This is a genomic window from Planktothrix rubescens CCAP 1459/22 (assembly GCA_904830895.1).
GTDB lineage: Bacteria > Cyanobacteriota > Cyanobacteriia > Cyanobacteriales > Microcoleaceae > Planktothrix > Planktothrix agardhii.
In genome coordinates, this window is record LR882958.1 from 4,646,908 (window position 1) to 4,666,666 (window position 19,759).

Sequence of the window (19,759 nt, forward strand, 5' to 3'; positions counted from 1 at the left end):
ATCCGTGTTCAAAGATAGTTAGGTTCATTATTTACAGATTCTCAAAGGATTTCAGGATTTGAAACACGGAATAGAGTTCATTGGGTGATCGCTTAAAAAGTGAAAAATCATCAGAAAGATCGTATTGCGATTGTTGCAGCTTAATAAACATAAAATGATCGCCATTGGTGACGAGTGCATAGGTTGGTTTATCACCATTTGGACTTGCCATCATATAGGCAAGAGCCTGTGGTACTGCCACTAAAAACGAAAAACTAGAACGCTTTGCCTCAATTAAAACGATCCATAAATTGTTATTCAAAACTAAAGCATCAATTCTGCCGTGATAAGTAACACTACCACTGCGATCGCTAATTTCAACTGACTGTTCACTTCGCAAACTAAAAGGAGATTCCAGAAAACCTGCCAAAAATAGTAATGGTGAAACCATCAACAAATTTACTGACCCCTCAGACAAAAAGCCTTCAGCAACATGATGTAAATATGAGCGTTTGATCCGATCTAGAGTGTTTTTTTCAGTATCAACTAATTCTGCAAAATCTCCACGCCATTCCACAAAGAAGTCTGGATCGTGCGATCGGCGCAGACCTAACTTTGTCTCTACATCATTAAGCGATCGGATATTTTCTGTAACTGCAATAGTCATAGCTATTTACTCAAATTTTTTATGTTAAGCACTCGTTTCTAACAAAATTTTCTGCAAAGAATTAGGACTACGCTTACTGATATACAGCAACTCAATCCCAATAATTTTTCCCTCAGCGTTGTAATCAAGAATAATGCCATCACTCACTTCTTCTGACTCTATAACTTCTGAATCATCTAAACTCAAATACAGAGCATCATCTTCTTTATGAACAATCAATTTCATTTTACTCTCCTATCAAAAAAGATGGTCACAACTCGATTAGGCTCAACATTGGGATTTACGACCACTCGCAACCAGCGATCGCCAAATTCCTGTATGCGCTTTAAATAATGGGTATTCCCATGAATGTCAGCTAAAAGTTCAACTCTTTCAGGATATAGCAATGTCTGTTCTATCCATGATTCTAGTATTTTTCGCTTCAGAATTTGATAACGGGCGTGTTCAGTCAGATTAAAGCTTTCTATAAATTTTGCCTCCTATCAAAAAAACGTCTTAATCGCGGATTATGCAGATTAAAGGATTTCACAGATTTTACTTATTTTTATCATATAGCTTTCAACAAAGAAAATCCCTTAATCACTCTTAATCCAAAAAATCCGCGAAATCCGTGTAATCCCCTTAATCCGTGTTCAAGTCCCCCCCTAATCCGCGCTCACCAACACCCAAGCCACCAAATCAAACTTATCAACCTGAAATTTTTCATCAACCTTAATATTTTGCTTAACAATTTCCAATGCAGATTTATTACCTTTTTTGATTTTGGCTAATAAATCTCGCGGCTCCTGATCTATTTGACTACTTAACCAAGCTTTAAGCGCATTTACTAATTCAGCGATCGCACTTTCATCACCCCGATCAACAGCATCAGGCACAAAACGTCCTTTCTCCTTATTTAAAGTCAGAAAATCTAAAACCTCCTTTTGATTATTCAAAATTAAGTTACCCGACTTATTAATATAAATTAAATCAAAAACTTGATATTGATGATCGAACTTCTTAGAAGGTTTTGCCGGATAACCAAGTAAAGCCACAATCCCATTACGATCGCCTATTTTACCATCTCCCAAAAATCCCGTATATACCCCCTTTGGCATCTGGCGATATTTATCTTTATCGCGGTCAAATTCAGCGAGTAAATCCTGTCGATAGCGCTCCAAAGACAAACTATCAAAGCCTAAACCTTGATCGCTTACCTCGATATCATCCCAAGTAGTTTGCATTTGTCGCATCATCAGATCATTCATTTTCCGATCAAAATCTTCATCATGAGCCATCTTTGCAAAGCTATCAGAAAACTGATGATCGACTTCTGACCCCGCCAACTTCATCGTCGCCATCCGTTGCTCAATTCTTCCTTGCAAATTGAGATAGGAATTAATCTTATCTGAGGGCCAGAAGTTAATCCCAAATATTTGTTGATTTGGACTACCCAAGCGATCAATTCGTCCCATCCGTTGAATAATTCTTACCGGATTCCAATGGATATCGTAATTAATCACCATATCAGCATCCTGCAAGTTTTGTCCCTCACTCAAAGCATCAGTCGCAATCAAAATATCAATGGGTTTATTCAGCTTTTGGTGAGTATCAGGATGATTTTCTTTAATCCATTCTTGCCACTCTGTAAACGCTTCTAACCCTTCTTTTTCGGAACTAAAATTCCATTCCTTTTCACAAAATAACTTAGTATAGGGCGCAAATCTCTCTAAAATCATTTCCATTTTTTGAGGGCGATCGCTATCATCAGACTGTGAACTTGTACCCGATGCGATCGCAATTTTGTTAAAACCTCTAGCCTGAAGTTGCTCAAATAAATATATCGCCGTATCACGATAAACCGTAAAAATTATCACTTTTTGATTATGGTTATTTGCCCCTAACTTCCGCTTTTTAATAATCTGAGCGATCAATGCTTCTAACTTATCATCACAGGATTTAATTTGATTGGGTTTATTTAACTCTTTATTAATTTTTGCGTCAAATTTTTGCAAATTGACATAAAGATTATCAAGAGCATCCAAATCTTTTTTGAGATCCTCCTTAAACTTATCCAAACTACCAGCAGCATCAATATCAGCAATATTAATCGGACGTTTTTTGCCTAGTGTATATTCTTCAACTGCTTCTGTAAAATCATCATCATTTTGATCATCATCCAAATCAAGAACATCATTTTCTAGTAATACTGCTTTTGCCTTGTTGGTTTGATAATCTTTAATTTTATCTAAAGCATTTTGATGATGATATTTAATTTTCTCAACCGTTGAGTAAAAGGAACACCAAGAAGACTCTAAACGCTTGACCATCAAAATATAAATCATCTTGACCAGAAAGCGATCGCGTAGTTTATCATCGCGTAATACATCCTTTTTTGTTCCCGATTTATCATCTAAATAAAACGCTGGTTGATACCCTGACAGCATCGGGGGGAAATGGTCAAATAATTCTTCAAAGGTTTCAAAATTACCAAGTTGGTGTGGTGTCACAAATAAATTTACAGGCTTATTTTTAACAGGAAATATTAAATTAGTTTGCTGACTTTCTACCATCTTGCGAGTTCTCGCCACTAATAACGAATCCGTCAATCTAAAAAAATCATTACCTGAGAGTTTTTTAATAAAGTCTCCTATTTTGGGAATGTCATCTTTACGCCATTCATTAAATATTGTCTTTGCTTCTTTAAAGGAATAATCAATATTTTTGATACCCAATTTTGTTTCATACCCATGAACATTACCCTGCACCATTAACTTAAATTGATTTCTAGCATCATTTAAAGAGTTATTGATCGGAGTCGCTGATATCAACAAAACTTTGATATCTTGATTTTTCCGCAAAATCTGCTCAACTAAAAATTTATAGCGCTGGGATTTATCATTCCTGAGATTATGACTTTCATCAATCACAATTAGCTTAGGTTTATCGTCACAAAATAATTTATCAGCGCGATCATTATAGGAATTTAGGCGATCGCTATTCATATCCGTATGAAAGCGAATAAAAAACTTGAGTTTATCACTTTCAAATTTAGATTCCTGATCTTCCTTATAGCGTCTCCAGTTACTTTCTAATTTTTTAGGACAAAGCAATATAACTTCCCTTCCCTGCATCTGGAAAAACTTGATCACCGCCAAAGCACTCCAAGTTTTACCCAAACCCACAGCATCCGCTAAAATTGCCCCATCATATTTCTGAAGCATCCGAATTAAACTAAGAGCACCTTTTTTTTGAAAGTCATACAGGGAGTGAAAAATAGCGGTATTTTCTAACCGACCTATTTGACGATTAAACTCTGGATCATTCTCGATTTCCAGAATTTGATTACCAAATAACTCAAATAAAATTTTGTAGTAAATATCTCTGGGCGTATATTCAATAAATATCTTTTCAATTTCTGCAATTAAATATTGCTTGAAATTAACTTTTTTCCTCGAACCATCTTTAAAAATAAGAGTTTTTTCTTGATGTGCTTGTGGTTTGTTCCAAAGTTCTGCAAACCATTCGACTAGCTCTTTATATTGGTTATTATTACCAGTTTCAGCAATATTTAATTCTAAATTATTTGTATGTTTTAAGCCAATTCCTGCTTCAGTTAGGTTGGAGCTACCCGAAATAAAATATTTATTACGATCATCATTCTTCGACGGGTTAAATAAATAGCACTTAGCATGACAAAAATTGGGTTCTAAAGTTTTTGCTTTCACTTTATCCTGCTTTAAAAAAGCCACGGCTTCCCGTGCTAAACGGTTAAGATTAAGTGCCGCTTCAATTGTAATGTTTTCATTGAGCAAATCTAAGGGTCGGTTTTCCACCAGATCCAAATTAACAATATCCCCAAGCACTAGCCGAAATTTAGCAATTTTCTGATTAATTTGCTGCGAAAGATAAGCTAAAGCTCCGACGGTGAAATAACCTGTAATAATGTCTACAGTACCTTCTTCCGTATATTTTACAATCCACTCATAAACTTTCAGATTGCTATTTTCATTGTCTAGTATCATTAGCCTGTCTTTATAAAACTTGATTTGGGCTTGATTTTTGTTTAAGTCCCACTAGGACTTCTTGCATCAGTAGGCGATCATCTTCATCATCCTCCGCCACTAAAAATGATAGCGTGAGCGGTTCTTCTGATGCTGAAGTTATTTACGCTGGGAAAGGAAATGATTCAATTGATGGCGGAGGTGGTGATGATTCCCTTTTCGGAAACCAAGATCAAGACACTCTTATAGGAGGAAATGGCAATGATTGGTTATTCGGTGGTGGAGGCAATGATTTAATTGTCGGTGGTAGAGGCAATGATATTTTGTACGGCAATCGCGGTATCAATACCCTAACAGGTGGCGATGGCTCCGACACATTTTTCCTGAAGCTAGATGATCAGAGTATTGATTATATTACCGATTATCAAATTGGAAGCGATCGGATTACCAGCAAGAACGGCATTTTGAATTTTGATAACTACACTTTGACTGCGGGTACAGGTGCTGATGGTACTGGTAGTGACGATACGCTGATCATAGACAAACTTACTAATCGTGCGATCGCAGTCTTGTTGAATGTTCCTCGCAGCAGTTTTCCTCCGGCTCCAACTCCAACTGTTCAACCAACACCGGAACCAGCACCCGATCCAACTGTTCAACCAACACCGGAACCAACACCCGATCCAACTGTTCAACCAACACCGGAACCAGCGCCAACTCCTGAGCCAACGATAATACCAGCAAGCAGCTTGCAATTTAGTGCGGCTACCTACAGCGTCAACGAAGATGGCACACCAGTCACATTGGTGACTGTCACCCGCACAGGCAGCAGTGATGGAGCGGTTAGTGCTGTTGTTAGCCTCTCTGACGGTACAGCTAAATTTGGATCTGGCGACTACGGCACCACTCCCACAGCCGTTAATTTTGCTGCGGGAGACACCACGCCCAAAACGATTCAGGTTCCCATCCTCGATGACACTGCCTATGATCCCGGTGAAACCCTGACGATTACCTTAAAAAACCCTACTGGTGGGGCAACTGTAGGAACCCAGAGGAACGCAACTTTGGCTATAGTCGATAATGATACGCAACCGGAATGGCTGTCTACTATTAATTTCCATCGCACCGCAGCCAACCTGCCCCCCGTCCGAGAAAACCCGATTGCGGGAGCGGGTGCTGTCGCACACTCCAAATATCTGGTTAAAAATAACGGGGGTGGGCATTACGAAGATCCAGGGAACCAGTGGTACACCCCTGAAGGCGCGAAAGCTGGTATGTCCGGCAATGTAGCGTGGGGTGGTGGTCTCAACACTACTGATGTAGACGATATCGAGGTGTGGCTGAGGGCGCCTTTCCACGCAGCGGGAATTCTCAATCAGTACGTGACCGAAGTCGGCTATGGTGCTTATCGGGAAGCAGGCGGCCAGATTACTACTGGTGCCACGCTTGTGCTTCAACGTGAATACAGCAGCATCCCCTCATCAGTGAAGTTTCCCATTATCTGGCCAGGCGACGGTCAAACCATTCCAGCTTCCATACGCGATTATGGAGGAGGAGAGTGGCCCGATCCGCTAACAAGCACAGGTACCCCCCCGTACACTGCCCCTACGGGTTTGCCATTGCTCTTGCAGTTGGGGAATGGAGACGTTACTCCTAATGTTACTGCTCACTCATTCTCGCAGGGCGGCACACAACTTGCTCACGCGGTGTTTGATGAAACTAATTACATCAATCCCAAGAATGGGGTTCTCGAAGCTTACGGGCCAGGGTCTGGATTCAACAACGATCAAGAGGTAGGACGCTCTAGTCTCGACTCAAATGACATGGTATTATTGGTTCCGCGCGATCCCCTGCTGCCTGGGGAAACTTATACTGCCTCCATTACAGCCAACGGTCAAACCTACACATGGTCGTTTACTGTCGGCCCCAAAGCACCGATTGTCGGGACTGCTGGGAATGACAACCTCTTAGGGAACGAACTGGGTGACACTATTAGCGGTTTAGCTGGCAACGACACGCTGAGCGGAGGGGGTGGCGATGATTCCCTTGACGCTGGTGATGGGAATAATTACCTATGGGGTGATGTCGGCAATGATACACTGCTGGGCGGTGCTGGCAACGACTACCTTGATGGAGGAGATGGGGATGACTTCCTAAATGGAGGTAATGGGAATGATAATCTATTCGGTGGTGCAGGCAAAGATACCTTCATCTTTGGTGCGTCAAGTGGTCAAAATAGCGTGAATCAATTTGTTGTTGCTGATGATAAGATTCAGGTCGCTGCTGGTCTTGGTTTTAGCAATGGAGTCGCTGTTTTAGCCGCAATTACTAACCAACTTCCTGTTACTGGTGGAGGCCTGTTTTCTGAAATCACCCTCAGCCCAGGAAATAAAATTAGTATCTTCCACGATGTTTCCTTAACAGCAGCAAACTTTGCCATTATCTGAATCTGGTCATCAGATAGGTTGATGATTTCGGCGATCGCCTCTGTATTTCTCAGAGCGATCGCGCTTTTTTCAACAACAAATTGCCGGGGCGGGTTTAGGGAGATAATTGCTGATAATTAAAGATGGTCTCGGAACCCGCCCCTACGGTTGAATTGTTAATCATTGTCAAAACTCGCCCCTATTAAATACGATCGCCTGAGAACAGGTTTAGGAATCACTGCAATTCTAGGGCGGTGAGGATCTTAATTCATCCCCCACAATCACATTAAGTTGGGCTCCTACTAGCATAATTAAGGAACTAATTTGTAACCAGAGTAATAAAACTACAAACGCGCCAATTGTGCCGTAGGTAATATTAAATTTGCCAAAATAGTAAACATATAAACGAAATAAATTAGATACTAAAGCCCAAAATACAGCGGCTAAAATTGCTCCTGGCATTAGAGGAGTTCCAGGTTTTCTATAATTAGGAGCATAACGATAAATAAAAGCATAGTTAGTAGAAACAATTCCCAAGGTAATCGGCCATCGTAGTTTTTGCCAGGTTTCTAATAGGGTTGATTGTAATAAACAATTCTGTACTGGCGGTTGAATCATGCAAATGGCTAAATCTTCTAAGGCACAGTTTCCGATGGTTTCAATCATACAACTTTGACGGGCAATTCCTTCAACAATCATGTCACTCACTAATACTAATGCAGTGGCTAAAATTAATAATAATAGAGTTCCTAATGCTAAAGATAAGGCAATTAATTTATTTTTCCAAAAGGGTCTAATATGGGTCTTTTCTACCCCATGAATATGATTTAATGCGGTCATCGCTGCACCAATTACACCGGAAAAAACCCACAAAGAGGCAATAAAACTCACCGAAAGTAAACCCGAACTCGGTGTTAAAGATAAATGATAAATTCCAGTTCCTATTAAATTCTGGACATCTTCTGGGACAATTTGACTGAGTAAAGTTGCCATTTGATAGAGTTCCGTTTGCAATAATTCAAAGGAACTTAGGGCAATTAATAGGGCTAATACCGCCGGAAATAATGCTAAGGTAGCATGATAAGCCATTTCCGCAGCAAAACCCGGTAGACGCTGTTCTATAGTCGCCTGAATCAGTTTTTTAAAGGTTCTGGGATTCAAATATAGAAAAAAACGGCAGAAACGAATCATCCGTCGCCTACTTCTTTTAATCTGTTTAATTATGATAGGAAACAGGACAATTAATTGCTCCGCGACGAGATCAGCACCGCGCTGAATCAGTTTAACTAAATGGGTGTGAATAGCACAAGGTCGCCACTTAAACGATTTCAGATTTCGCCAGAACATCAAAAAGCTGGCTATGCTCATAAATATTGGGGATGGATACGGTATTCCTAATTTACTCGACTTGGGAAAGATTTTGTCAAAAAATAAGATTTATTTAAGTTCGGAATTGGTTTAGGATCAAATAGTTGTTAATTTCATCAAATATGAAAGACACTCTTTTACACACTAAACCTGAATATTCTCCCTTTTCTCGATATTGGTTATTTGATCCCAAGGTAACTTTTCTGAATCATGGTGCTTTTGGTGCTTGTCCAATTCCTGTGTTAGATTCTCAATATCAATTTCGACAACAACTTGAACAACAATCTTGTCATTTTTTTGTCAGAGAATATGAAATTTTACTCGATAATGCTAGAGTTGAATTAGCTAATTTTGTGGGTGCAAATCCAGAGGAATTAGTATTCATTCCCAATGCGACAACCGGGGTAAATACGGTTTTGCGATCGCTAATTTTCTCAGAACAAGATGAATTACTTACAACTAATCACGAATATAATGCTTGTCGGAATGTATTAGATTTTGTTGCTAGTCGCACGGGGGCTAAAATCATTATAGCAGATATTCCTTTTCCGGTCGCTTCATCTGAAGAAATTATTGATGCGATTATGGCAAAAGTTTCTCCTCGAACAAAATTAGTTTTAATCGATCATATTACCAGCCAAACCGGGTTAATTTTTCCAATTCAAGAGATTATTAAAAAGTTAACTCATTTAGGAATAGATACTTTGGTTGATGGTGCCCACGCACCCGGAATGTTAGAGCTAAACTTACAAGCAATTGGAGCAACTTACTATACAGGAAATTGTCATAAATGGTTATCTGCACCCAAGGGAGCCGCATTTTTATCGGTACAAAGGGATAGACAATCATTAATTCGTCCGCTTACAATTAGTCATGGAGCTAATTCTACCCGAAGCGATCGCTCTCGATTTTTATTAGAATTTGACTGGACAGGAACCCCCGACCCCAGTGCTTATTTATGTATTCCTGAAGCAATTAAATTCATGGGTTCTCTGTTACCCGGAGGATGGTCAGAGTTAATCAAAACTAATCATAATTTAGTGGTAAATGCTCGAAAATTATTATCTGAAAAAATAGGAATAAATTTATCCTGTCCTGATGATATGATCGGTTCAATGGCAGTTTTACCTTTAGGGGAAAAATGGCAAAATTATGATAATTTGAATCAAAAACTTTGGGAAGAATATCAAATTGAAGTTCCGATTATGCCTTGGGAAGATCAAACTAAGTCCTTGATGAGAATTTCGGCTCAAATTTATAATCATTTATCTCAATATGAATATTTAGCAGAAATTTTGTTGGGGTTATAAGGGTATGCATTGACACTCTCAGGTCTGAAGACGCTGAGATTCTGCGGACAGAATTAGTTTAACTTAATTCTCGCTACGACTGCCAAAGATCGTCTACTGAGTTGATTGAGCATTATACCCAATCTTCCCGATACTTTTCTGAGGATATTTGCTGCCCCATTTAGATCAGCATTAACAACAAAACCATCAGATGTCCGATAAAGACCACGCTTAATTCTATTTCCAGATGCTTTCCACCCCATCAGTTTTTCACCGTATTTGGGCAGGGAGTCTCCATCTAAGAAACTAGCTTTTGAAGTATAGGCTTCTTCGGTTTCAACAAATTTAATCCCGTGCAAATCACAAAGTTGTTTTACACGGGATTTTAATTTACCCAAAGGCATTTGAACAAACTTTTGATTATTCAAATTACCTAAATTAGCATTAATTTTAAAACCTTCATTCCAACCCATTACTAAAGTTCCAATGCCATATTTCAGACAATGGTTAATCATCAGTTTGGCTGCTTTGTTAATCCCGTCACGCATTTGGTGATTTCGCTTACGAGTTACACGGTCTAACCAATTATCCCAATATCCTTGAGATTTACCTTCTTTGCGTGTTGATACTTTTTTATTCCAAAGTTGATTCTTAGCTTTCAAATCTCTAGCATCAATCAAAAAGGAATTTCCCAAGGTATCAACACAAGCTGCTAAATTATCAGCAGTTCCCAGGTCAATTGACAAGGCTTGGTTAATATCTAATTCATGGTGTTGTTTCTCTGCTTCGTAGGACATTTCCAGATAAAAAGCACCGTTCTTAGGAAGAATAGTAAATTCTTTAACCTTGGAATAATCAAGGTTTGATGGCATGGGTAAGAAAAATTCAGATACCCCAAACCATCTTTTGACTGTTGTTCCGAGCGCGAATCTAAGTTGACCATCAATCAGTTTTGGTCTTTGTCCTCCCGAATTGGGATAGGCAACTTTAAACAACTTTGAACTTTTTAAATAACCAGGAGGTTTAGGTCGGAAATGCAATTGACCTTTGATATACAAATCCTTTAAATTCTTAAAAGATTTAAAGGATTCCGTCACAGACATTAGGGTCTGCTGCATCGGTGTTGATGGCATTGATTGTGCCAATAAAGACTTGGCTACCGATGGTTCAAAAGCTAAATCAAACTTTCCTGTTAGTAATTTCCCTGTCTTAAAAAACGTTTGACGAGCAAAATAAATTCCCGTGTTGTATATTTTGCCTGACTGCTGACAGAGATACTCTAATAATGCACGGGTTTCTAGATCTGGAGACAACAATATTTGCTGTACTCCTATTGTTTTAGCCATTGACTCAACTATCACGACTATGTTAATTTCTTTATGATAGCATAATTGAATATTTCTAGGGGAATAAATTCCCCTGTGTCGTGTTTCCTCTCAGGTCTGAAGACACTGAGTTTCCACACTCCCATCTTGATCTTATGAAAAGTAATAAACTATTCTCCAAAACGATATCCTTTACCATAAACCGTATGAATTAGGGGAATTTCCCCTGTAGTTTCGATTTTTCTTCTTAACAGGCGAATTTGTGCTGCTAATACATTGCTGCTCGGTTGTTCACCCTCTCCCCAGAGATATTGATGAATTTGATCATGGGTTAATAACTGTCCTGGTGAACGCATCAAATAAGCTAAAAGTTGACTTTCTTTTTCTGATAAATCAATCATGCGTTCACCTCGATAGGCGAGTTGATTATCGAGGTCTAATTCTAAGTCTAATACTTGCAAATGGTTAGAATTAATGGTAGATTCTATAACTTGATAACGACGCAGTAAGGCGCGGACTCTAGCTAATAATTCGCGTAATTCAAAGGGTTTCATTAAATAGTCATCTGCACCAGCATCTAACCCTTGAACTCGGTCATCTAGGGTGTCTTTTGCAGTTAAAAATAGAATCGGTGTTTGGTCAGAATGCGATCGCAATTCCTGACAAATTTCTAAACCGGATTTTTGCGGTAACATCCAATCTAAAATTAATAAATCATAATGATTTTGACGGGCTAAATCACAGCCAAAACAGCCATCCGTTGCAATATCAACTGTATACCCTTCCCTGGTTAATACCCGGCTTAAAGGATCTGTTAATTCGATTTCATCATCAACCAATAAAATTCGCATAAAATCGATCACCTCAGATACTGTCCAGTTTTGTGTGGGTCTGTCATCGGCATCAATCAAAAAGGAATTTCCCAAGGTATCAACACAAGCTGCTAAATTGTCGGCAGTACCTAAATCAATAGACACCGATGGTTCAAATGCTAAATCAAATTTTCCCGTTAATAATTTACCTGTCTTAAAAAACGTTTGACGGGCAAAATAAATCCCTGTATTGTACAATTTACCCGATTGTTGACAAAGATATTCTATCAACGCACGGGTTTCTGGATCTGGAGACAACAAGATTTGCTGCACTCCCATTGTTTTACTTGCTTTAGTCATTGATACGTCTGGTGTCCTAACTGCCTTGGCGGTTGCTATAAAACTAAAATTAGACTTAAGTATAGATTTGGTTGTCAATTTTATTGATACAATTAATAAAAATGTAACCTGCCCTGGTCAATGTATTAATCTGTAAGCAATGGGGTCTGACGATGAAAGTACGACTAAAAAAACAGAATCGCCATGAAGTAGAATCTGTAAATCAAACCGGAATTCAAGCGAAATACCTGACAGATATTCGCCCAATGGACAACGCCCTCGCAGCGCCACAGAAACACCAAACCGAAGATATAAACCATCAGCAAATACAGAAAAAACCGGGTTTTAATTTTGCGGAAATCCCGATTACAGGAAACACAGATAGGTCAACATCCAGAATACAACCTAAATTTAATTTATCCCTACAAAAAAAATTAACTGTCGGCGAGGCTGGGGACAAATATGAACAGGAAGCGGATAGTGTAGCTGAAAAAGTGGTCAAAAAAATTAATACTCCTTCTGGGGAACAGTCAACATCGGGTCAAGGAGTCCAACGTCAGGAAGAAGAAGACCTGCAAATGAAGCCCGATATTTCCTCAATTCAACGTCAGGAAGGGGAAGAAGAAGACCTGCAAATGAAGCCCGATATTTCCTCAATTCAACGTCAGGAAGGGGAAGAAGAAGACCTGCAAATGAAGCCCGATATTTCCTCAATTCAACGTCAGGAAGGGGAAGAAGAAGACCTGCAAATGAAGCCCGATATTTCCTCAATTCAACGTCAGGAAGGGGAAGAAGAAGACCTGCAAATGAAGCCCGATATTTCCTCAATTCAACGTCAGGAAGGGGAAGAAGAAGACCTGCAAATGAAGCCCGATATTTCCTCAATTCAACGTCAGGAAGGGGAAGAAGAAGACTTGCAAATGAAGCCCGATATTTCCTCAATTCAACGTCAGGAAGGGGAAGAAGAAGAAATTCAAGCTAAATCAACCCAACCTGATCAGCAAGTTATGGCTGGTGGAGACGCATCAACAGAATTAGAGACATCAATTCAAACTGCTAAAGGAGGTGGACAGCCCTTAGATGGGGGACTGCAACGGTCGATGGGGCAAGCAATGGGGGCAGATTTTAGTGGGGTGAAAGTTCATACAGATTCGCAGTCTGACCAATTAAATAAATCAATTCAGGCAAAAGCCTTTACAACAGGGCAAGATGTGTTCTTTCGGCAGGGGGCGTATGAGCCGAGTAGTCGAGGTGGGCAGGAGTTGATCGCCCATGAGTTGACCCATGTGGTGCAGCAGAATGGCAAATCAACATCGGGTTCATCGCCAATTCAACGCAAGATGCAGTTTAAGTCAGAAGACCTAATAGGTACAATGTCTTTGGGTGCGCGTGTGAACAGATTTTTGGGCAGATCCACCAGTACTTTCACTCAGATCCAAAACCTATTAACTAAGTACGAAACAGCCAATGCTCCGAAAGACCAAGAAAAATTATTGAAGGAGTTACGAACTCTAGCTCAATCTTGGCTTGGCAATCACAATGATGACCCGATAAAGAAGGCTAGCCTTGAAAAAATGATTCCTGCGATTAATCAAGAGCTTGAACATATTATTAAAACAGAAGCCCTCGAGCACGAGAGAGACAACAAATATAAGGGAAGATTTGCACAAGAACTCCGTAAAAAAGTGAAACGTGAAATACTTGAAGATGAAATGGATTCAATCTGGCAAAGGTTTTCGTCGGCGATGAAAAACAATCAGATCTCGTTCCCGGGATGGAGCAAGGAAAAGGGAGCAGAGCTCAACTGGGGCAAGCTCGACTATTACGACAAAGAAAAAGCCGAGGGGTGGGATAAGACTGAAATACAGTTAGCCAAATTAGAAGCCTTCAGAAAAGATATAGAGTTTCTGACTAAACTCGTTGAAACTGATCAGGGTGAAGAGTTACAAATTAATAATGTCACTTTATGGAGCGATATTAACATCGGACGACCTGCCGCCAACAACCCAGAGTTAAACAAGGAAATGAGCGTAGCTAAACGTCTGGATGGTGGAACACCACTGAATAAGATGAGCATGGGCGCTTTGTTAGATCTCTTTGCGGTTGGGGCAAGTGAAGGCGACACTCCGGATTTGAAGAACGTCAACGGCGATCTTTTACTGAACGACAACAACCCGTATATGCAGTGGGGAGGATCTTTTAACGTCTGGGCAGCCGTGAGTGCCAACTTTGCCGCTAAAGCTACTGGTGAGGTACATGTGTATGTGCCTATAGGGACGAATACAGGGTCTGTGTTTTGGACGGCTGAGTTACCCGAATTACAGAAAAATCCCGCCGTCACGGGCATCTTTATTCACGAATTGAGCAGCGCTGGTAAAGCCGCGGTTGCTCAAGAAAAAGCCAAAACGATTGATCAAATGGAAATGCAAACGATCCTCAACTCACCCGAAGCGTGGACAACCTCCACTATTGGTGGTCTAACGGTCAAGGGGGCTGGCGGCAAAGAGGGGGTATCTGGGGGGACATTGAAGAAGATGGGCAACAAATGGAAAGGTTATAAAAAGCCAAAACCTTACTACAAGTTCTGGTAGTGCGATCGCGTAGGTTAGGTTGAAGAATGAAACCCAACAGGCATTATATGCAATGTGATTAACCGTTGGGTATCGCTGACACTCCACCCAACCTACTTTTTATAATTTCGCATTTTCAAACTTGGCAATAGGCGATCTTCGCAGTTTTAGTTATTGATTTTTTACTGATGCGATTCGGCGATCGCGTGGTATTGATTTCACTTTTCAACCCAACACCAACAAAGCTTGTATATATTGCGATCGTCGTTCTAGTTGTTGATTTTTTGCTGGTGCGATCGGAGATCAAAACTGCCTGAGATTTCTCAATATCTAAGTTCTTAAACTACAATAAAACTAAACATACATTGCACTTCCGCAGGTGTATCTCAGGCAACTATGAAAACTATTGCGATCGCTAGCCCCCTAGACACTTTTCTCCAGCAGCCCAACATTGAAACCTCACCTGCTTGGGAATTTATCCACGGGCAAGCCCAACAAAAGACGATGCCAACACTGTTTCATTCCCGCCTTCAGCGCAACCTAGTTAACACGATCAACAGCCAAACCCAAGCATACGAAGCCATCCAAGAACTTCGTTGCATCGTGCCACCATTATCCCCCGTCCCAGACATTACCGTAGTTAAAAGCGATCGGCTTACAGATGTTGATGGTCCACTGCAAGGAGCGCCAGACTGGCTGATTGAAATTCGCTCCCCTGACCAAAACACATTAGAGCTACAAAACAAAATCCTGCACTGCTTGCTTAACGGGACTCAACTCGCTTGGCTAATTGATATTCAGCGAAAGCAAATCTGGGTTTGGGAACAATCAGAACTGCCACTAATCTATTCTGGAACCGACAAACTCCCAACCCTTGTCAATATCTCAGACCTGACAGTAGAAATGATCATGGCAATGACCCAGCAGCGGTGAAAATAGAAATATTGCATCGCGTAGGTTGGGTTGAAGAATGAAACCCAACAGGCATTATATACAATGTGATTAAATGTTGGGTATCGCTGACACTCCACCCAACCTACTTTTTATAATTGCGCATTTTCAAAATTGGCAATAGGCGATCGCGATCGCAGTTCTAGTTATTGAACAATTACCTCTTGAATTGTGTCGTAAATAATTAGTTTGATTTGGTATCTCTCTAATGAGATTTGGGCAAATTCGCCCTTAAAGAATGATTCGTAAACACCCACTGGCACTGCTAAATACAAAATGCGTGTTGATTCAGCAATTTCTAAGGCAAGACGATAATTCAAAAACTGCCCTAATGCAGCATGATAATCAGTCAATACCCTAAAAAAGCGATACCTACAAAAAATAAAATGAGAGCGAATTTTCGTTTATCCAATTTATTGATATAATTAATAGAAATATATCCCACTTTGGTCAATGTATTAATCTGTAAGCAATGGGGTCTGACGATGAAAGTACGACTAAAAAAACAGAATCGCCATGAAGTAGAATCTGTCAATCAAACCGGAATTCAAGCGAAATCCCTGACAGATATTCGCCCAATGGACAACGGCCTCGTAACACCACAGAAAACCCAAACCGAAGATATAAACCATCAGCAAATACAGAAAAAACCGGGTTTTAATTTTGCGGAAATCCCGATTACAGGAAACACAGATGGCTCACCATCCAGAATACAACCTAAATTTAATTTATCCCTACAAAAAAAATTAACCGTTGGCGCCGCTGGGGACAAATATGAACAGGAAGCAGATAGTGTAGCTGAAAAAGTGGTCAAAAAAATTAATACTCCTGCTACAGAAAAAGCCACATCTTCTAAAGGAGTACAACGTCAGGAAGAAGAGGAAGAAATTCAAGCTAAACCTGATAATTCTGCTATTCAAAGAGAAGGAGAAGAAGAAGAAATTCAAGCTAAATCCCAAAATAAAACCCTGGGTGGGGGTGCAGTTTCAACAGATATAGAAACAACAATTCAAAGTGCTAAAAGTGTTGGAAGTCCCCTAGATGCGGGACTGCAACGCAAGATGGGGAAAGCAATGGGGGCAGATTTTAGTGGGGTGAAAGTACATACTGATAGTCAATCAGATAAATTGAATCGTTCCCTGAGTTCCCGTGCCTTTGCAACCGGGCCAAATTTGTTTTTTAAACGGGGAGAATATAATCCGGGAAGTCGAAGTGGACAGGAATTAATTGCCCATGAATTAACCCATGTTGTGCAGCAAGGAGCGAGTCCAATTCAATCTAAAAGAGAATCTGTAACACATTCTACAGGTTCTAATTCAGTTATGTTGCAAATGAAGAAATATACTGTCAAAGACAACGCTCATGCTAGAGATGAAAGTCTTAAAAATGAGGGGATAAAATATAAATCGGGTCAAGAAATTGAAATTAGTGATAATCCCAAAGACCATATAATAGAAGCTACGGGCAATAATAAGTGGTATCGAATTAAAGATAGCAATCCTCCTCAATATATTCGAGCGACCAGATTGCAATTATATGGAACTTATATTCCAGAGAAAAGTCGGGTAAAAGAAAGTGAGGTAAAAACTGAAAATGATGAAAAAGACGAGACGAAAAAACCTTCCAAAGAAATTGTCAAAGACTTACTAAAAGTTGAAAATCGGAAGTTTAAAGATAAGCATGGTGATATTAAAAGCGAGAAAATGACCTTGGCTAAACAAATAGATTTAGGGAAAGATTTTTTGCCAGATGAAGCAGTTAAGGCTATAGAAGAATTAAGCGCAATACCAAAAGGGAAAACCTTTTTATCTCAAAATGGTATGCTCACGCAGGAAGAAGTAGCAGAGATAGCCGTAGACAAAAAAGTCTTTGGTGATTGGGAGAGAGTCGAAGAACATGATTTTAGCAATTGGACTGGAGGAAAGCGGTCTGGACTGGTACCCGATGTCCGTGGTGAAGCTGTGTTGAGTCCCATTCAACGTCTTCAAATTGCTACATATCAACGAGATCTGGGTATTAAGGATGAAAAATTCCGCCAAACTCCAGGGTATTTACGTTATGAAGCCAACCAGTTAAAGAAAGGTAGTGATGATAAATACAAAAAGAATATTTATGAAAAAGATACGAAAATGTGGGAGCAAACACTTGACAATCAGACAAACAGTAAAGATGAAAGTTTAGAAAAATACAAAGAGCAAACCGACTCAGCTAATAGTATTTTGCGACGAATTTTTATCATTCTTCATGATGGTTTGAAATATAGAGAGGATCAAAAACAAAACATTTTTAAGGATTGGGATGAATCAGTTGCAGTTGCTCTCTCTCACGGAGGGCGTGTCATGATTAACTTACCACCTATTAAACAAGATGAAAACGAAAATGAGTTTATTCAATGGCTTTTTGGTGCTTCACCTGAATCCGACCAAACTAGAAAACCTCAATCATACAATAAGATAAAAGATCCAAACAACAAGAGTGACCATTATAAAGCTAAAGTAGATACCAGAATCGCTTCTAGTCATAATGTCAAAGTAACTGAAAGTTCATTAGAAGAGGAAAAGAGTAATACATTTGATGTCAAGGGTAAAACCGGGTTGAAAAGCACTATAAAACACTATGGTATGGATATACCTCTTGGCGGATTGGGGAATGAAGATCTCGCAGGTGACGTCATCCTACCCGATGGCAGACATGGCCATATTTATATTTACTATAGACCCCCAAGCTTAACATTACCTGGTAGCGTACTCATAGGGGCAGAAACATCAAGAATGGCTCATACAGATGTTTTTGGTATGTATCATGATCAGAGGGGCGCTCCTGCTGAGTTTTCCTCTACAGGTACCAGTAAAGGAGGAAGAATTGGTGGCGAATTTGGAGGCCGAGTTGTTGACTACACTAAAACTGTCACCAAAACTGAAAAACGTAGGCTCCTACCAGATACAACAAAAGACGTACTCGAAGTTAAAGACCCCAATTGGTTACAACGGTTACGACAAGCAGAACAAAATGTGCAAGCTGGTCTGATAACATCCAAAGAATTAGTGGGTAAAGCCAGTAAAGAAGTTGAAAAAAAGCTGTTTAGCCCACCAGAAGAACAATCCCTATCAGCAGAAAATGCTAACAACTCCGCTAGTTCAGAAATTGAGGATGAGAGCATGAATCAAGAAACACAAAACAATCTGAATACAGAACAAGAAGAAAACGAATAACCATAGGAAGTAGAATCTGTCAATTCAACTGGAATTCAAGCGAAATCCCTGACAAATATTCGCCCGATGGACAACGCCCTCGCAACACCACACCAAACCCCAAACCGCAGACGCGAAATCAAGAAATATGGAGAATATCGTACCCAAAGATTAGTGTTGAAAGCCAGGGATATGTTAGGCTTTTGATAGGTTTAGTTTTAATCACCATTATCAAGGAGATAAAAACATGACATCCTTAATTTTAAATAACCCAGAAGCCGCCCCTATTACCGACGAGCAATTTTATCAACTTTGTGTCGCTAACCGCGAATTAAAATTAGAACGAACCGCCAAAGGAGACTTAATTATTATGCCACCCACAGGAGGGGAAACTGGAAAACGTAACTCTGATATTAATTTTGAATTAAATTTATGGAATCGACAAACAAAATTAGGAATTGTCTTTGATTCTTCGACTTGTTTTAAACTTCCTAATGGTGGAGAGCGTTCCCCCGATGCGGCTTGGATACCGTTAGGAAAATGGGAATCCCTTACCCCCGAACAGCGAGAGAAATTCCCGCCAATCTGTCCTGATTTTATCATAGAATTGCGTTCCCCTAGCGATTCTTTAAAACCCCTACAAGATAAAATGCAGGAATATATGGATAATGGTTCTCGTTTAGGTTGGTTAATTAACCCCAAAAACCGTCAAGTCGAAATTTATCGTCAGGGACAAGAAAAGGAAATTTTAGAAAATCCCCCAACCTTATCAGGAGAAGATGTTTTACCCGGATTTGTTTTAAATATCCCAGGACTTGCGTAAGTCCTGTTCACATCTCAATAGCTAATTCTGAACTCA

At 39.8% G+C, this 19,759-nt stretch carries 14 protein-coding genes; 6 read left to right on the forward strand and 8 right to left on the reverse strand.

Translation table 11 applies throughout. From position 1 onward, the window contains the following. Positions 1–31 precede the first annotated feature (31 nt). From NMG86_RS21275 to NMG86_RS21290, 4 genes are all read right to left on the reverse strand, one after another. Complete coding sequence (locus NMG86_RS21275; protein ID WP_043939035.1) at positions 32–646, reverse strand: type I restriction endonuclease; 615 nt, start codon at positions 644–646, stop codon at positions 32–34. 24 nt (positions 647–670) lie between these two features. Next, entirely contained in the window at positions 671–865 is a 195-nt protein-coding gene (locus NMG86_RS21280) for a DUF2283 domain-containing protein (RefSeq protein WP_199918578.1), read from the reverse strand. A 2-nt stretch (positions 866–867) separates the two neighbouring features. Beyond that, positions 868–1,113 carry a DUF4258 domain-containing protein gene (locus NMG86_RS21285; RefSeq protein ID WP_071782636.1) on the reverse strand — a complete coding sequence of 82 codons (246 nt, stop codon included), beginning with the start codon at positions 1,111–1,113 and terminating at the stop codon, positions 868–870. A 177-nt stretch (positions 1,114–1,290) separates the two neighbouring features. Further along, complete coding sequence (locus NMG86_RS21290) at positions 1,291–4,650, reverse strand: helicase-related protein (protein ID WP_026785229.1); 3,360 nt, start codon at positions 4,648–4,650, stop codon at positions 1,291–1,293. A 113-nt stretch (positions 4,651–4,763) separates the two neighbouring features. Between NMG86_RS21290 and NMG86_RS21295 the strand changes: the two genes are divergently transcribed. Continuing rightward, entirely contained in the window at positions 4,764–7,076 is a 2,313-nt protein-coding gene (locus NMG86_RS21295) for a Calx-beta domain-containing protein (protein WP_026796457.1), read from the forward strand. A gap of 225 nt (positions 7,077–7,301) precedes the next feature. On the opposite strand, the gene NMG86_RS21300 is transcribed toward NMG86_RS21295, so the two are convergent. Continuing rightward, positions 7,302–8,423: a YihY/virulence factor BrkB family protein gene (locus NMG86_RS21300; protein ID WP_227350592.1), complete on the reverse strand. Its 1,122-nt coding sequence runs from the start codon at positions 8,421–8,423 to the stop codon at positions 7,302–7,304. A gap of 122 nt (positions 8,424–8,545) precedes the next feature. On the opposite strand from NMG86_RS21300, the gene NMG86_RS21305 reads away from it, so the two are divergent. Next, positions 8,546–9,733 (forward strand): aminotransferase class V-fold PLP-dependent enzyme, encoded by a 1,188-nt coding sequence (locus NMG86_RS21305; protein WP_026796459.1) that lies wholly within the window; start codon positions 8,546–8,548, stop codon positions 9,731–9,733. A gap of 53 nt (positions 9,734–9,786) precedes the next feature. Here NMG86_RS21305 and NMG86_RS21310 read toward each other — a convergent pair whose 3' ends face one another. Next, positions 9,787–11,058, reverse strand: coding sequence for an RNA-guided endonuclease InsQ/TnpB family protein (locus NMG86_RS21310; RefSeq protein ID WP_141296263.1), 1,272 nt, complete (start codon positions 11,056–11,058; stop codon positions 9,787–9,789). Between the two features lie 149 nt (positions 11,059–11,207). Then, positions 11,208–11,888 carry a two-component system response regulator RppA gene (gene rppA / locus NMG86_RS21315; protein ID WP_026785226.1) on the reverse strand — a complete coding sequence of 227 codons (681 nt, stop codon included), beginning with the start codon at positions 11,886–11,888 and terminating at the stop codon, positions 11,208–11,210. 473 nt (positions 11,889–12,361) lie between these two features. Here rppA and NMG86_RS21320 point away from each other — a divergent pair, with 473 nt between their 5' ends. Together NMG86_RS21320 and NMG86_RS21325 are read left to right on the forward strand one after the other, a co-directional pair. Continuing rightward, the gene (locus NMG86_RS21320; protein WP_499103719.1) at positions 12,362–14,779 is read left to right on the forward strand and encodes an eCIS core domain-containing protein; all 2,418 of its coding nucleotides are present in this window, start codon (positions 12,362–12,364) and stop codon (positions 14,777–14,779) included. A gap of 375 nt (positions 14,780–15,154) precedes the next feature. After that, on the forward strand, positions 15,155–15,691 hold the full coding sequence (locus NMG86_RS21325; RefSeq protein ID WP_026796461.1) for a Uma2 family endonuclease: 537 nt from the start codon (positions 15,155–15,157) through the stop codon (positions 15,689–15,691). A gap of 164 nt (positions 15,692–15,855) precedes the next feature. Here the strand turns inward: NMG86_RS21325 and NMG86_RS21330 are convergent, their stop codons facing one another. Next, entirely contained in the window at positions 15,856–16,062 is a 207-nt protein-coding gene (locus NMG86_RS21330; RefSeq protein ID WP_199918580.1) for an element excision factor XisH family protein, read from the reverse strand. 93 nt (positions 16,063–16,155) lie between these two features. Here NMG86_RS21330 and NMG86_RS21335 point away from each other — a divergent pair, with 93 nt between their 5' ends. Continuing rightward, positions 16,156–18,921 (forward strand): eCIS core domain-containing protein, encoded by a 2,766-nt coding sequence (locus tag NMG86_RS21335; RefSeq protein WP_237747555.1) that lies wholly within the window; start codon positions 16,156–16,158, stop codon positions 18,919–18,921. A 226-nt stretch (positions 18,922–19,147) separates the two neighbouring features. Next, complete coding sequence (locus tag NMG86_RS21340) at positions 19,148–19,723, forward strand: Uma2 family endonuclease (RefSeq protein WP_026785224.1); 576 nt, start codon at positions 19,148–19,150, stop codon at positions 19,721–19,723. Positions 19,724–19,759 lie beyond the last annotated feature (36 nt).